The sequence below is a fragment of the Yinghuangia sp. ASG 101 genome, assembly GCF_021165735.1.
Taxonomy (GTDB): Bacteria; Actinomycetota; Actinomycetes; order Streptomycetales; family Streptomycetaceae; genus Yinghuangia.
In genome coordinates, this window is sequence record NZ_CP088911.1 from 2559879 (window position 1) to 2574787 (window position 14909).

General features: G+C 74.5%; 9 protein-coding genes. 4 read left to right on the top strand and 5 right to left on the bottom strand.

Annotated features, from left to right (window positions below; all coding sequences use genetic code 11):
• The first annotated feature begins 296 nt into the window (after positions 1-296).
• The 3 genes from LO772_RS10545 to LO772_RS10555 all read left to right on the top strand — a co-directional run bounded on the left by LO772_RS10545 (position 297) and on the right by LO772_RS10555 (position 5356).
• Positions 297-1994 (top strand): ABC transporter ATP-binding protein, encoded by a 1698-nt coding sequence (locus tag LO772_RS10545; RefSeq protein WP_231778141.1) that lies wholly within the window; start codon positions 297-299, stop codon positions 1992-1994.
• Positions 1991-3877, top strand: a complete 1887-nt coding sequence (locus LO772_RS10550; protein WP_231778142.1) for an ATP-binding cassette domain-containing protein — start codon at positions 1991-1993, stop codon at positions 3875-3877. The genes LO772_RS10545 and LO772_RS10550 overlap by 4 nt, the downstream gene beginning before the upstream one ends.
• A 261-nt stretch (positions 3878-4138) precedes the next feature.
• A complete protein-coding gene (locus LO772_RS10555; RefSeq protein ID WP_231778143.1) occupies positions 4139-5356 on the top strand; it encodes a PASTA domain-containing protein in 1218 nt (405 codons plus the stop codon).
• 39 nt (positions 5357-5395) lie between these two features.
• On the opposite strand, the gene LO772_RS10560 is transcribed toward LO772_RS10555, so the two are convergent.
• The 3 genes from LO772_RS10560 to LO772_RS10570 all read right to left on the bottom strand — a co-directional run bounded on the left by LO772_RS10560 (position 5396) and on the right by LO772_RS10570 (position 8739).
• Positions 5396-6319 carry a 3-oxoacyl-ACP reductase gene (locus LO772_RS10560; protein ID WP_231778144.1) on the bottom strand — a complete coding sequence of 308 codons (924 nt, stop codon included), beginning with the start codon at positions 6317-6319 and terminating at the stop codon, positions 5396-5398.
• 293 nt (positions 6320-6612) lie between these two features.
• Positions 6613-7692 carry a Zn-dependent alcohol dehydrogenase gene (locus tag LO772_RS10565; protein WP_231778145.1) on the bottom strand — a complete coding sequence of 360 codons (1080 nt, stop codon included), beginning with the start codon at positions 7690-7692 and terminating at the stop codon, positions 6613-6615.
• Positions 7693-7878: 186 nt separating this feature from the next.
• Positions 7879-8739, bottom strand: coding sequence for a MaoC/PaaZ C-terminal domain-containing protein (locus LO772_RS10570; protein WP_231778146.1), 861 nt, complete (start codon positions 8737-8739; stop codon positions 7879-7881).
• Between the two features lie 215 nt (positions 8740-8954).
• On the opposite strand from LO772_RS10570, the gene rarD reads away from it, so the two are divergent.
• Entirely contained in the window at positions 8955-9938 is a 984-nt protein-coding gene (gene rarD, locus LO772_RS10575) for an EamA family transporter RarD (RefSeq protein WP_231779490.1), read from the top strand.
• On the opposite strand, the gene LO772_RS10580 is transcribed toward rarD, so the two are convergent.
• Complete coding sequence (locus LO772_RS10580) at positions 9862-11580, bottom strand: AMP-binding protein (RefSeq protein WP_231778147.1); 1719 nt, start codon at positions 11578-11580, stop codon at positions 9862-9864. The two genes, rarD and LO772_RS10580, sit on opposite strands and share 77 nt — an antisense overlap.
• Before the next feature lie 169 nt (positions 11581-11749).
• Positions 11750-14677, bottom strand: coding sequence for an outer membrane protein assembly factor BamB family protein (locus tag LO772_RS10585; protein WP_231778148.1), 2928 nt, complete (start codon positions 14675-14677; stop codon positions 11750-11752).
• Positions 14678-14909: the final 232 nt, after the last annotated feature.

Sequence of the window (14909 nt, forward strand, 5' to 3'; positions counted from 1 at the left end):
GACGCCGTCGCACCAGACGTGCCGCGTAACGTCCCCGGCAACCGCGGGACGGCGAGGCACACGCCGACCGCGTCGCCGTCGCACCGCATGTGCCGCGTGCCGTCCCCGGCAACGCCTCTGATCCGCCACGCGCCGCGGACGCCACCGGGTCCGGCCTGCCGCCGGTTCGCCCGACGCGGGCCGGGCCCTCGCGTTCGCGGCCGGGACGGGCATACGCCGCCCACGCCGTTCCGCGCAGCTCACATCATCCGCACCATCCATATCTTGCCGTGTCTTGCCGAGGGGGGACGTGCGTCGTGGCCGCTTCCGGGACGGGGTTTCGTGCGGCGTGGCGGTGCGCGCCCGGGTGGACCGCCGCGCTGCTGGTGTCCGTTCCGGCCGCCTCCGCCGCCGCGCTGCTTCTCCCGGCCGCCGCCGCGGCGGCGGTCGACACGGTTCTCGACGGGGGCGGGGCCGGGACGGCGCTGCTGCCGCTCGCGGGGGTGCTCGTCCTCGGGCTGATCGCCGCGCTGGTCGGGGAGTTGGCGGGCCCGGCGGTGACGGCCGCGTTGACCGCGCGCCTGCGCGGGCAACTCGCGGAGCACACCGTCGCACTCGGGACGGGGTCCCGAAACCCTTTCCCCGCTGGGGATGTGACGGGGCGTCTGGTCGGTTCCGCACCGGACGCCGCGCGGTTCGTGCCCTCGGTGATCGGGACCCTCGGCGCGCTGGTGACGTCGCTGGGCGGCATCGTCGCGCTCGGGCTGCTGGACCCGTGGCTGGCCGCGGCGTTCCTGGGCGGCGTCGTGCCGGGGCTGCTCGTGGTCCGCGCGTTCATGGTGCGGGCGACGCATCTGTTCGAGCGCTACCAGGAGGTCCAGGGCCGGATTTCGGCGCGTCTTGCGGACGCTCTCGGCGGCGTCCGGACGATCCGGGCGTGCGGCACGCGCGACCGCGAGGAGGCGCGCGTCCTGCGGCCCCTGCCGGAGCTGTCGGCCGTCGGGCACGAACTGTGGCGGGCGCAGCGCCGGGCCGTCGCGCAAGTCCTGGTGCTGGCACCGGTGGTGGAGATCGCGGTGCTGGCGGTCGCGGGCTGGGCGCTGGCGGAGGGGCGGATCCCGCCGGGCGGAATGGTGGCGGCGGCTGGATACGCGGCGCTCGGGCTGGGGTTCCTGGAGCAGTTGGAGAGCCTGGTCGGTGTCGCGCACGCCCGGGCCGGGGCGCGGCGTGCCGGCGAGTTGCTGGCGGTGCCGCCGGCCGCGCACGGGCGGCTGCGGGAGTTGCCCGCGGGGCGCGGCGAACTCACCTTCCACGACGTGTCGGTGCGTGCCGGTGACCGCGTGCTGCTGTCGCACGTCCGGCTCACCGTCCCGGCCGGGACGTCCCTGGCGCTGGTCGGGGCCAGCGGTGCGGGCAAGTCGCTGCTGGCGGCGCTCCCGGGCCGGCTGCGGGACCCGGACGAGGGCGAGGTGCGCGTCGACGGGACGCCGGTGACCGCGCTGGCGCGCGGGGAGTCCGCGCGTGCCGTCGCGTACGGGTTTCCCGATCCGGTGCTGCTGGGCTCCGACGTCCGCGACGCGCTGGGGTTCGGGCGCCCGGACGCCGGTGCGGGCGACGGAACCGCCATCGGCCGGGCGGCGGCGACCGCGCGGGCGGACGGCTTCGTGCTGGGGCTGCCGGACGGGTACGCCACTCCCGTCGCCGAACTCGCGTTGTCGGGCGGGGAGATGCAGCGCCTCGGTTTGGCCCGGGCGATCGCCCAGGGCGCCCGGGTCCTGGTGCTGGACGACGCGACCTCCGGGCTCGACATGGTGACGGAGCATCAGGTCATGGAGGCGGTACGGCACCGGCTCCACGGGCGGACGCGGATCCTGGTCGCCCACCGGGCCGCCGCCGCGGCGCAGGCCGACCGTGTGGCGTGGCTCGACAACGGACGCGTGCGGGCGGTCGGCACGCACGCGGAGTTGTGGCAGGACCCGGACTACCGGGCGGTGTTCGCGGGAGGCCACCCGTGACGCCGTCCCGCCGCGACCGGGCTCCGTCCCACGGACGGCACGCGGCCCGGCGCGACCGCACGGCCTCCGGGCCGGGGGGCATACGGGCCGGACGCCGCCTCCTCGTCGACGAACTGAGGCCGCGCAAAAAGGCGTTGGTGCGTGTACTGGCGTGGTCGGCGCTGGAGGGCCTGCCGGCGCTGCTGACCGGGGTGCTCGTCGCCGCCGCACTCGACCGGGGTTTCCTCGCGGGCCAGACCGGATTCGGACTCGCGATGCTGGGCGTGCTCGCCGCCGCGATGCTGGTCCGGGCCGCGGCGACGTACGCGATGTTCCCGCAACTCGCGGCCGTGGTGGAGCCGTTGCGTGACGCGTTGGTGCGCCGCGTGGTGGGCGGCGCGCTGGACACCGCGCTGGCCGGGCGCGCGGCGGGTGCGGCGGCGCCGTCGGCGGCGGTCGCGCGGTTGACCGAACAGGTGGAGGGCTGCCGGAATCTGACGGCGTCTCTGCTGCGCACGCTGCGTCAGCTCGTGGTGACCGTGGTCGCGGCGTTGATCGGACTCGCGTTGCTGGCACCGGTGTTGCTGCCTTTGGTGCTGCTGACGCTGGTGCCGGCGGCGTGGCTGTTCGTCCGCCTGTTGGGGCCGCTCGCGCGGCGGCGACGGGCGCTGGTCCTCGCGGACGAGCGGATCGCCGACGAGACGGGGCGGATCGTCGCGGGGTTGCGCGATGTCGTGGCGTCGGGTGCGCAGGACCGCGTGTGTGCCGAGTTGGGCGCGTCGATCGACGCGCAGGCGGCGGCGGTGCGAGCGCTCGCGAAGGCGTCCGCGCTGCGGCTGCTGGTCGTGGGGGTGGGCGGCCAACTCCCGTTGATCGTGCTGGTGTCGGCGTCACCGGCGCTGGTGCGCCACGGCATGGTGTCGCCGGGGGAACTCGCGGGCGCCGTGCTGTATCTGGTCAAGGACCTCGTCCCCGCGCTGCGCGCGCTCACCGCGACGGTCGGCGACTGGATTCTCGAACTCGGCGTTGTGGCCGGAAGGTTGGCGGAGGCGGGTGCCGTCCCGGGGCCGGCGCGCGCCGCCGCGGGACCGCGGGTGCCGGGTGCGGCGGGGCCGGGGTCGGTCCGGGCGGCCGAGGTCGCGGCGGCGCCGAAGTCGGCGGTGCGGTCGGGGTCGGTGGTGCTATCCGTGCGCGATCTGGCTTTCGCGTACGGACCGTTCGCGGCGCCGGTGGTCGACGGGCTGACCGTCGCGGTGCCGGAGGGGGGGCATCTCGCGGTGGTGGGACCGAGCGGCATCGGCAAGTCGACGCTGGCGGCGCTGCTGGCGGGTCTGGTGGAGCCGTCGCGCGGCGCGGTGGCGCTGCGGGGCGTGCCGCTGACGGACCTGCCCGAGGAGCGGGTGCGGCGGGAGATCGCCGTCGTGCCGCAGGAGGCGTACGTCTTCGCCGGGACCGTGCGGGAGAATCTCGCGTACCTGCTGCCGGAGGCGACCGACGGCGAACTCGACCGGGCCGTACGGCTGGTGGGCTGCCGCGACCTCGTCACGCGGCTGGGCGGCTACGACGCCGCGCTCGCCGACCCGTCCGAGCTCTCTGCCGGGGAGCGGCAACTCATCGCGCTGGCACGGGTGTTCGTTTCCCCGGCGGAAGTCGTGATCCTGGACGAGGCGACGTGCCACCTTGATCCGGCGACGGAAGCCCTCGCCGAGGCGGCGTTCTCTGCGCGCGCGGGCGTCCTGATCGTGATCGCGCACCGCATGGACTCGGCCCGCCGCGCGGACCGGATCCTCGTGATGGACGGAAATCTCCCGACCGTCGGGACGCATGACGAACTGCTGGCGGGGTCGCCGTTGTACGCGGATTTGACGGGGCGTTGGTCCCTGGCGCCGGACGCGCCGGCTTGATCGCGTGCGGGGCGTTCAGGGCGATCAGGGTGCGACCTGTGCGCGAAGTGGCGTCGTCACGGCGTGCGGGGCCGCGGGCGTGTACGGGTGACGACGCGCGCGCCCTGACGGCGAACGCGGCACGGCGGGGAGCCCCCTGGGAAATCGGTGTCCGCGCCCGGCGGATAGCCCCGCTCCCGCACGGAACCGGGCCGTCCTCGTGCGCGTCCCTCCTGCAATCCGGCGGGGACACGGCTGCCGAGTTCGGTCCGAGGGGGGACGATGCGGCACTTCTGCCGGCTGTGTGGAACGCGGGCGGACGGCAAGGAACGGCTGGGCACGTACTGTCCGGGGAACCGCTGCGGCGCCGATCTGGTGAGCGGCCACCGCGCGGGCGTCCAGGCGTGGTGTGATCCCGAACGGCGGCGGGCCGAGCCGCGGGCCGCGGTGACGGTGCGGCTGGTGGTACGGAACGCGGGTGCGCGGCCGGACACGTTCCGTGTCGAGCCGGTGGAACGCGTCTACGGGAACCTGGACTTCGACGCGTCGGTACTGAACGTCCCGCTGGCCCCGGGGCAGACCCGCGTGGTCGACGTGCGGTACACGCTGCCGCACGACCACACGCGCCTCGGCGTCGACGTCGCGTCGCGTTTCGGGGTGCCGGGCGCGGACGCGACCGGCCGCGTCGACGACGGCCGCGTGCGGCGCTTCGGTGTCGCGCTGCGGGTGGTCTCGACGACGGCGAACCAGGGCGCGGCGGCTGCCGCGTTCGCGGTGGACGTGCCGCGCGGGCCTGCACCGGGCGGTGTGGGCGGCGGCGCGCGCGGGCGTTCGCTGCCGCTGGTCGTGGGCGGGGCGCTGCTGGCGCTGATCGTGGTCGCGGCGGCGGTGGTGGCGTTCGTCGCGGACGGCGGCGACACGGCGACGGCGGCGCCGGGGGCCGCGACGCCCGGCCAGGCGCGGGTGTCCGTCGGCGCCGATCCCACGGGCGCCCGTGCGGCGGGGGACGAGCCGCCGGACGGGAGCGAGGAGTCCACGGCGACGGGCGCCGGGATGCGGCCGGTGGCCGATCCGTCGGTGACGGTGCGGGGCACGGAGACGACCGTGGTCCCGGATACGGTGACCCTCGACCGCGACGCCGCCGAACGGGCGCTGCGGGCACGCGGTCTGGTGGCGCGCGTGGTGGTGCGGGAGAACTCGCGGGGGCCGGAGGGCGAGGTGCTTGCGTCGTCGCCGGCGGCCGGGGAGACGGTCCGCGCGGGCAGCACGGTGACCCTCACGGTCCGGGACGGCACCACGACCGTGCCGGACGTGATCGGCACCGATCAGAAGAGCGCCGAGGCCGCGGTCCATACCGCGGGCGCGCACGTGACGGTGAAGTTCCGCCCCACACCGAACGACGACGAGTACGGCATCGTCGTCGCGACCTCCCCGACGGCGGGCACACGGGTCCCCGTCACATCGACCGTCACGATCTACATCGGCGGCGACCGCGGGTGACTTCGGCGCGCGATGACGCCTCCCCGGCCGTCGCCCGTCCTAGCGTTCGCGCCTGAGGCGGAGCAGGTCGTCGGCCGAGAAGCCCTCGTTGAGTTTCCTGTCGGCGAAGTGGGCGCCGAGGAGTTCGGCCAGTTCGTCGGTGTCGAAGGCGTCGCCCTTCGCGTCGAACTTCGCCTGCACCGTGGGGCGTTCGAGGATCGCGACGAAGCCGCCGTGGGCGATGAAGACCTGGCCCGATATGTGGTCGGCGGCGGGCCCGGCGAGGTAGGCGACGAGGGGGGAGACGTGTTCGGGTGCCAGCGGGTCGAGTTCGCCGTCGGCCAGGCCTTCCTTCGCGGTGAAGACGTGGCTGGTCAGCTTGGTGAGCGCGCGCGGGGCGATCGCGTTGGCGCGTACGCCGTAGCGGTGGCAGCCGTTGGCGGTGCTCATGGTGAGGGCGATGACGGCGTACTTGGCGGCGGCGTAGTTGGCCTGCCCGGGGGATCCCGCGAGGCACGCCTCCGAGGCGGTGTTGACGACACGCGCGTAGACGGGGCCGCCTTGCGCCTTCGACTTGTCGCGCCAGTACTTCGTGGCGTGGTGGGACGTGTTGAAGGTGCCCTTGGCGTGGACGGCCAAGATGATGTCCCACTCGGCCTCGGTCATCGAGAAGAGCATGCGGTCGCGCAGCAGACCCGCGTTGTTGACGAGGATGTCGAGCGAGCCGTACGTGTCGACCGCGAGCGCGACCAGGTCCCGGCCGACGTCGAACCGCGAGATGTCGCCGCGGTGTGCCGTCGCCTGTCCCCCGGCGGCGGCGATCTCGTCGGCGACGGCCTGGGCGGGGTTGGGGGCGTCGTCGGGGGCGAAGTCGTTGACGACGACTTTGGCGCCGTGGCGGGCGAGTTCGAGCGCTTCGGCGCGCCCGAGGCCGCCGCCGGCACCGGTGACGACGGCGACTTTTCCGGCGAGGGACGTGCTCATGGGCGTCCTACCTTCTGGTGTGGGTGCGCGGGGTCGGGATGCGCGGTGACGGCGTTCGCGCGGGTCGCGTGCGCCGGGGACGCCGTCGCGCGTGGCCGGCGTCGTCGGCGTCGGCGTCGGCCGCGTTCGCCGTGGGACGGCTGCCGACCGCCCGGGCGGGTTGAGGGCCCGTACGCGGTGCGGCGGCCGTCCGGGGGGTGGGGTCCGATGGCCCGGGGTCGTTCGGGTGGCGGCGGTGACCGTGCGAACCCACCCGCCGGGCGGGACGGCGCGGGCTCCGAGGGTCCGGTTCGTCAGGCGAGCGTGATGATCGTGCGGATCGACTCGCCGCTCTTCATGAGGTCGAACGCGTCGTTGATGGCGGCGAGTTCGAGGCGGTGGGTGATCATCGACTCCAGGTCGAGGCGGCCCGCGCGCCACATGCGGATGATGCGGTTGTACTCGCGGTGGATGTCGCCGCCGCCGTAGATGCTGCCGATGATCCGCTTCTGGTCGAAGAACAGCTCGAACATGTTGAACTGCACGTTGTCGTCCATCGCGCCCGCGCCGACGATGACGACGGAGCCGCCGCGGCGGGTGAGTTCGTACGCGCTGCGTGCGGTGAACGACTTGCCGACCACCTCGAAGACGTAGTCGAACCCCTGACCGGCCGTCAGATCGTTTTTGGCGCCCGGGGCCTCGTCGGGCGTGACGGCGTGCGTGGCGCCGAACTTCCGTGCCCACGCGTGCTTGGAGACCGCCGGGTCGACCGCGACGATGTCCGCCGCCCCGGCCGCCCGCAGCGCCTGGATGACGGCGATGCCGACGCCGCCCGCGCCGATCACCGCGCAGGTGGCACCCGGTTCGATCGCGGCGCTGTTGAAGACCGCGCCGACGCCGGTGGTGACGCCGCAGCCGATGAGGGACGCGACCTCGTAGGGCACGTCGGCGGGGACCTTGATCGCGCACGGCGCCGCGACGACGACCTCTTCGGTGAAGGTTCCGGTGCCGGTGAAGCCGAAGGCGGGGGTGCCGCCGTAGGTGAAGTTCTGGTTGCCGGCGTTCATGAAGCCCGACAGGCACAGGTTGGACTGGCCGCCGGTGCAGAAGTTGCAGACGCCGCACGGGGGTGCCCAGCAGATGACGACCTTGTCGCCGACCGCGACCGAGGTGACGTCGTCGCCGACCTCGACGACCTCGCCGGCGCCCTCGTGCCCGGGGACGAACGGCGCCGGCTGGGGCAGGATGCCGGTCATCGCCGACAGGTCGGAGTGGCACACCCCCGTGACGTGCAGTTTGACCCTGACCCGGCCGGGCCCCATGCCCACGGCTTCGACGTCGTCGCGGACTTCGAGCTTGTCCTGTCCGGTTTCGTGCAGGATGGCTGCGCGCATGGGCTGCTCCTCGGTCCTGGTCGTGCCCGGGCTCGTCGCTGACGCGAAAATATAACGCGTTCTCGTTTTCCTCAAGGTGAATGACAGGGTCAAGCTATACGTCCGGGCGCGCGCCGAGAAGCGGTACGCGGCGCACGGCCCGGATCGTGTGGCGCGACACGGGATCGCGGGCGGTGCGGCGGGCGCCTACCCCGCGTAGTCGACCACCGTGTCCGCGAGCACCACCGCGTCGTCGCGCTCCACCGACGAGGTGCGGACGTACAGCGTGCCGCCCTCGTCCCAGACCCGGACGCGCATCGTCTCGCCGGGGAAGAAGACCCCGGCGAACTTCGTGCGGTAGCGCCGCACCCGCGCCACGTCGCCGCCGAGGACGGTGTCGACGACCGCCTTGAGCGTCAGCCCGTACGAACACAGCCCGTGCAGGATCGGGGTGTCGAACCCGGCCGCCTTCGCGAAGTCGGGGTCGGCGTGCAACGGGTTCCAGTCACCGGAGAGCCGGTAGAGCAGCGCCTGGTCGGGGCGCGTGGCGACCTCGACGGTGTGGTCGGCGTCGCGCTCGGGCGGGTCGATCCTGGTGGCCGGGCCGCGCTCGCCACCGAAGCCGCCCTCGCCGCGCACGAAGATCTCCGAGCGCGAGTCGAACAGCCGGGTGCCGTCGGGCAGGCTCGCCGACGACTCCAGCACGATGACGGCGGCCTTGCCCTTGTCCCAGACGTCCGAGACCCGCGAGAGCACCCGGACGCCGTCGGCCTCGGGCGGCAGCGGGTGGTGGACAACAACCTCCTGGCCGCCGTGCAGGACGGCGCGCAGGTCGATGTCGATGCCCGGCAGCGCGTCGAGGCCGCCGCCGCCCTTGAAGCCGAGGACCGTGGCGAACGTCGGCAGCACGTGCAGGTTCTTCTCGTACGTGTAGCGCAGTTCGTCGGCGTCGGTCGGCGGGCGGCCCGCGCCGAGGCCCAGGTGGTAGAGGATCACGTCCTTGTGCGTCCAGCTGATCCGGCCCTCGTTGGGCGCGGCACCGGTGGCGGCTGCGGCGTCGATCGGCATGGCGTCCCCTCCCTTGTGTGGTGGTGGCGTACGTGCCGCCGCGCGGGTGTCGCGCGGCGTCGGACAACAGCGATCACGGACAACCACCACAAAGTAGAACGCGTTTCGATTCGATCGCAAGATCGGTGGCCATCGCGCATCGGACCGGTCCACAGCCGGTGAATTGGCCCGGGACGCGCCGCGGCGCGCGGGGCTATCGTCCGGCCGTGACCGACATACGCGAGACGGCGGAGCAGCGGCGCGGCCTGTGGATGGGTGTCGCGGCCTACGTGCTGTGGGGGCTGTTCCCCCTCTACTGGCCGCATCTGAGGCCCGCCGGAGCGGTCGAGATCCTGGCCCACCGGATGGTGTGGTCGCTGGTCCTGATGCTCGTCGTCCTCACCGTGCTGCGGCGGTGGACGTGGGTGCGGGCGCTGCTGCGCGATCCGGTCCGCCTGGCCAAGATCGGGGTCGCCGGGATCACCATCACCACCAACTGGGGCCTGTACATCTGGGGCGTCAACTCCGACCAGGTGGTCGAGACCTCGCTCGGCTACTTCATCAACCCGCTGGCGTTCATCGCGATCGGCGTACTGGTGCTCGGCGAGCGGCTGCGCGTCGCGCAGTGGATCGCGGTGGGCCTCGGCATCACGGCCGTGCTGGTGCTGACCGTCGGCTACGGGCGCCTGCCGTGGCTCGCTCTTGTCCTCGCGACCAGCTTCACGATCTACGGCTATGTCAAGAAGACGGTCGGGCTGGGGCCGACGGAGTCGCTGACGGCCGAGACGTCGGTGATGTTCCTGCCGACCGCCGGGTACCTGGCGTACCTCTCGTGGACCGGCGACGGCACGTTCGGGAAGGTGTCGTTCGGGCACACGCTGCTGCTGGTCGGCGCGGGTGTGGTGACCGCCTTCCCGCTGCTGCTGTTCGGTGCGGCGACGGTACGCATCCCGCTGTCGACGGTCGGCATGATCCAATACCTGGCTCCGGTCTTCCAGTTCGGTGTCGGCGTGTGGATCTACCACGAGGCCATGCCGGCGACGCGGTGGGCGGGCTTCGGGCTCATCTGGGCCGCGCTCGCGGTGCTGACGTTCGACGCGCTGCGGCAGGCCCGCAGGGCCCGGGTCGTCGCGACGGCGGTGGTCACGGCCGGGAGCGCTCCAGCAGATCCAGGACGTGCGCGCGACCGTGTTCCGCGAAGCGCCGCTCCGCCATCGTGACGTCGGCGCCGGTCAACGGCCGGTACGCGGCCTGCCTCCCGGGGCGGAACCACACCTCGTCGGGGGCGGGCGCGTACCAGGCCTGCCGCGCCAGCACGCGCACGAGGACCTTGTTGCTGGGCGTGAGCGGCAGTTCGGCCGCCACCCGGAGGTAGCGCGGGCGCCACGTCGGCGACAGGTCGGGCTGGCGCTCCTGCCAGGCCGCGAAACCCCGTGCGAACTCCCCGGGATCGGTGTCCGCGCGCAGGACGACGGCGGCCATCACCTGGTCACCGGCGGCCTCGTCGGGTACGCCGTACACCGCCGCGAGGGCGATGTCCGGGTACCGGGCGAGGATCCGGGCGACCGGGGCGGCACCGAAGTTCTCCCCGCCGACGCGGAGCCATTCGCCGCTGCGCCCCGCGAAGAAGAAGACGCCGTCGGCGTCGCGGTAGGCCAGGTCGCCGCTCCAGTACCAGCCGTCGCGCAGCCGGTCGGCGGTCGCGGCGTCGTTGTTCCAGTAGCCCTCGAAGGCGCCCGCACCATCGCGGTTGACCAGTTCGCCGACCGCCTCCCCGGCGTTGAGCAGCCGCCCGGCCGCGTCGAACCGTCCGCGCGGGCACTCCTCGCGGGTCTCGGGGTCGACCACGCGGATGTCGCCGTTGGCGGTGCCGAGCGCGCCCGGCGCCATGCCGGGGACCGGGGAGAACGACAGGCCGCCCTCGGTCGACCCGAAGCCGTCGCGCACCGTGCAGCCGAAGCGCCGGGCGAAGCGCTCGATGTCCCGCGGGCCGCCCTCGTTGCCGAACACCCGGGTGAGGGTGGTGTCGGCGTCGTCGGGCCGCTCGGGGGTGGCGAGGATGTACGACAGCGGCTTGCCGACGTAATTCGCGTACGTGACACCGTACTTGCGGACGTCGGGCAGGAACCCGGACGCGGAGAACCTGCGGCGCAGCACCAGCGTCGCGCCGGACGCCACCGCGGGCGTCCAGCAGGTGATCACGGCGTTGGAGTGGAACAGCGGCATCGCGCAGTAGGCGACGTCGTCGCCGGTCAGCTCCTGGGCGGCCACGATGCCCGAGCCCTGCGTCGCGATCTTGCCCTGCGAGCAGACCACCGCCTTGGGATCGCCGGTCGTACCGGAGGTGAGGATGAGCATGAACGGGTCGTCGGGGGCCGGCGCCGCCGCGGGCAGCGGGGCGTCGCGGTACGGCGCCAGTGCCGCGAGCCAGCCGGGGTCGTCGGTGTTCCACAGCCGGTGCGCGGGGAAGTCCGGTACGGCGTCCCGTAGTTGCCCGATGTGTGTGTCGCCGGTCAGGAGCAGCGCGCAGTCGGTGTGGGCGATGTCACGCGCGAGTTCGGCGCCGCGTCGCGTCGGGTTGAGTCCGACGAGGACCGCGCCGGAGAGCGCGGCGGCGGCGAGGAGGAACGAGTACTCGGGGACGTTCTCCAGCAACACGCCGACGTGGAAGGGCCGTTCGGGTCGCGCGCCGGGATCGGCCGACCGCGGGTCCCGAGCGGCGAGGAAGGCCGCGCGCTGGGCGGCGAGGCGGACGTGCCGCTCCCACGACCACACGGCGTCCCCGCAGCGCAGGCCGGGCGACGGGTCCTCGGCCCGCTGTCGGACCAGGTCGTTCACGGTGACGGACCAGCGGACGGTCATGTGCCCTCCCACGTGCCTGCCTGCGCGGTGTGCCGGGCGGGGGCCGCGGAGGCGGGCGCCCGCACGGGTTCCTTGACCGAGGCAAGGTAACGGCGCGGCCGACAAGCCGGAAGCGCCACGGGAGGATCGGGGCCGGGGGCCGACCGGCGAGGAGGGTCGGCGGCGGGTGTCAGCGGCGGGCCGTCAGCGCCCGGACGCGGTCGCCGTCCACGACGTACACGAACTCCCCCACCACGACCGGAGCGACCATGGTCAGCGTGCCGAACGCCGCGCGCCACCACCAGCGTTCGCGACCGTCCTCGCGGTCGAGCACGATCAGGACGGCATCGCTGTGCGACCGCACGCACACGACGTCCCCCGCCGCCAACACGGGCAGCGTGCGGTCGAGTTGGCCGCCGACCGGATCGAGCGGCGGACGGGCCGGAATCGGCTCGCTCACCCACCGGCGCCGGCCGTCGGCGATGTCGAAGGCGTAGATCCGGCGGTCCTCACCGCGCAGGAACGCCGACTCCCCGGACGGCGCGAACGCCATCCCCACGGTGCCGCCCGCCCATGCGACGTCCCACAGCGTCTTGCCCTCCACGGGGCACACCGCCCGGAGCCGCCCGCCGCCGAGGACGTACAGCACGCAGTCGTCCAGCAGCGCCATGTCGCCGGGATTGGGATCGCGGTGCAGCAACTGGCCGCTCTGGGCGGCGCGTACGACGTATTCGCCGATCTCGGCGGTGCCCTTGCGGAAACGCGCGCACAGCACCCAGCCGCGATCGACGGCGGTGACTATGGAGTCCTCCGCGTCGTCGCGCCACAGCAGTTCGCCGGTCGCGGCGTCGAGCGCGTGCACCGGCTCGCGGCCGTCGCCGCTGAGGAAGATCGCCCCCGCGCCGTCCCGGCTGAACGCGGTGCGCCGCGCCTCGCGACGGTTCCACAGGAGGGCGCCGGTCGCCGGATCGAGGCCGAAAAGCTCGCTGTGCCCGCCTATCGCGGTCACGACGCCGGGGACCGGCTCGCACACCGCGTGCACCCGGAACGACCGCTCCGCGCGGGCGAGCCGCCCCGCGCTGCGCGCCCACAGCCCGCGCGCCGCGGCGATGTCCGTACGCCACACCTCGGTCCCGGTCGCCGCGTCCACGAGCGCGATCCGCGTGCCCTGGGCGAGGTACGCCCGCCCGTCGCGCGGCTCCCCGGCCATCCGCCACCCCGGCTTCGACCACACCGGGTCGCCGCTCAGGGCGTCGAGTGCGGTCAGGTTGTCGCCGTCGGCGAAGAGCAGCCCGTCGGCGGCGAACAGGCTTTGGACACCCGGTATGCGGTGGATCCACAGACTCCGGGCGGGCAGTTCGGCCGCGCGGGCACCCGACGACGCCGCGACGGGCGAGGCCGCGTCGGAGAGTCTGCCCGAGAGAGGCTGAACGACGGCGTCGTCCGAGCCGCCGTCAGGCGCGCGGGGGGCGTCGGGGCCGGACGCGGGCGTCGCGGGCCGACGGCCCGGACCGGGAACGGGTGTTCCGTCCCGAGGCCCCGCGCCGGACGCGGTGCCGGCCCCTCGGCCGGACGCACGGGCCCCACTCCGAACCCCTCCCCCGGAAACCGAAGCGTCGGCCTCGCGGCCCGACGCACCGGCACCACCCCGAACGCCCGGACCGGAAGCGGAGGTTCGGTCTCGGGCGTCGGCGCCGTCGGGTGCTCCGGCCCCGGCGGCGAAGCCGGGAGCCGCCCCGCCGAAACCGGTGGCGTCCGGGTCCGTCGCGGCCGTGCGGGCGTCCGCGGGCGTCCCGGCGGCGGCGCCGTCCGCGGGCGTACCCGGCGTGGCGCCTTCGGCGGGGGAACCGGCCGGGGTCGCGGTGGCGGGGGCGTCCGTGGCGTCGCGGACGGTGGCCGCGGCGGCTGCGGCCTCGGTGGTCGCGGTGCCGCGGCAGCGCAGCGTCTCGCCGGTCGCGGCCGGGCCCGTGCCCGCTTGACCGTCCGCTCCCCGCTCCGCGAGCGGCGGCGGCGCGCCCCCGGCCGAGGCCGCCGCGCCGCGCGCGGCTCCCGCCTGCCGGACCGAACCCGCGTGTGCCGCCCGCGCGTCGACGGGGGCCTCCCCCTGCCGGGCACCGGGCACCACGGCCCGTCCCGCGAGGCCCGCGACCGCCGTGGAGCCGTCCTCCCCCATCCGGGCGAGCGGCCCGAGCCCGGCGGCGGACCCCGCGTGGTCGGCGGCGCGCGCGTGCCACGCGATCAGTTCCCGTGCGTCGCGCGGCAGCAACGAGCCCAGGTGCTTGGTCTGTTCGCCGATCCGCTCGCGGCTCGGGAGCACCACCCGGCCGCGCACGTGGATCCCCGCGGAGACGGCGCCGCGCTCGCCGCCCGGCCCGCCGATCCACGCGGCGACCTCGGCGGCGCGCGGCCGAGCCAGCGGCACCGGGTCCATCAGGGCCTGGGCCAACGCGGCCAGGTCCTCCGGGAGTTCGGCGGTGTCGCCGGGCGCGGCCGGCAGCGTGCCGCGGACGCACAGCACCAGCAGGACGCCCAGGGCGTACAGATCGGCCGACGTGGTCTCCGGGTCGTCCTCCGGGGCCACGAACGTCGGCCCCGCGAGCGGGAACCGGCGGCGCGTGGTCGGCGTGCTCCGGTCGAACAGCCTGACCAGGCCCCCGTCGACGAGCTGCGCGGCATTGGCCGAGACCAGCACGTTGCCCGGGGAGACGCCGCCGTGCGGGAGTTCGGCGGCGTGCATCGCGGCGAGGCAGCGCGCCACCCCGCCCACGATCCGGCCGGCCGCCCGCGGCAGCGCGCCGAACGCGGCCACCAACTCGGTGAGCGAGGCGCCGGGCACGAACCGCCGTGCGTACCATGGGCGGACGTCCTCGGAGTCCCACTGGACGATGCGGCCCGCGCCCAGGTTGCGGACCCGGGACAAGTCGCCCATCACCCGCTCGAAGCGGTCCGCGAACCGCGCGTCGGCGCGCAGCAGGTGGGGGTGCGCGAGTTTGACGGTGAGCCATTTGTCGTGCGGGGCACGGGCGACGTACACCCGGCCGAACCCGCCCGTGCCGAGGACGCCGACCAGCTCGTGGTCTCCCAGGCGGAGGGGGTCCCCGACTTCCAGCTCACGCATGCGACGACGCTAGCCCAACGCCGCGCGCGACACACCCCGCCCGCCGGTCCGCCGCCTCGATCCGGACTGCGACGGGCCGACCGCCGTGCGTGGTTTTCGCCGGACCAAGGCGCGGATCCCGATGCGGCGCCGCGTGTGACGGCGTCTCCGGCCCTGCTCGGCGGTGGTTCGGCGCATTCCCGGGATGGCTGGAATTCACGGTTGGCGGGCTCGACGCGATGTGTTTCACGGG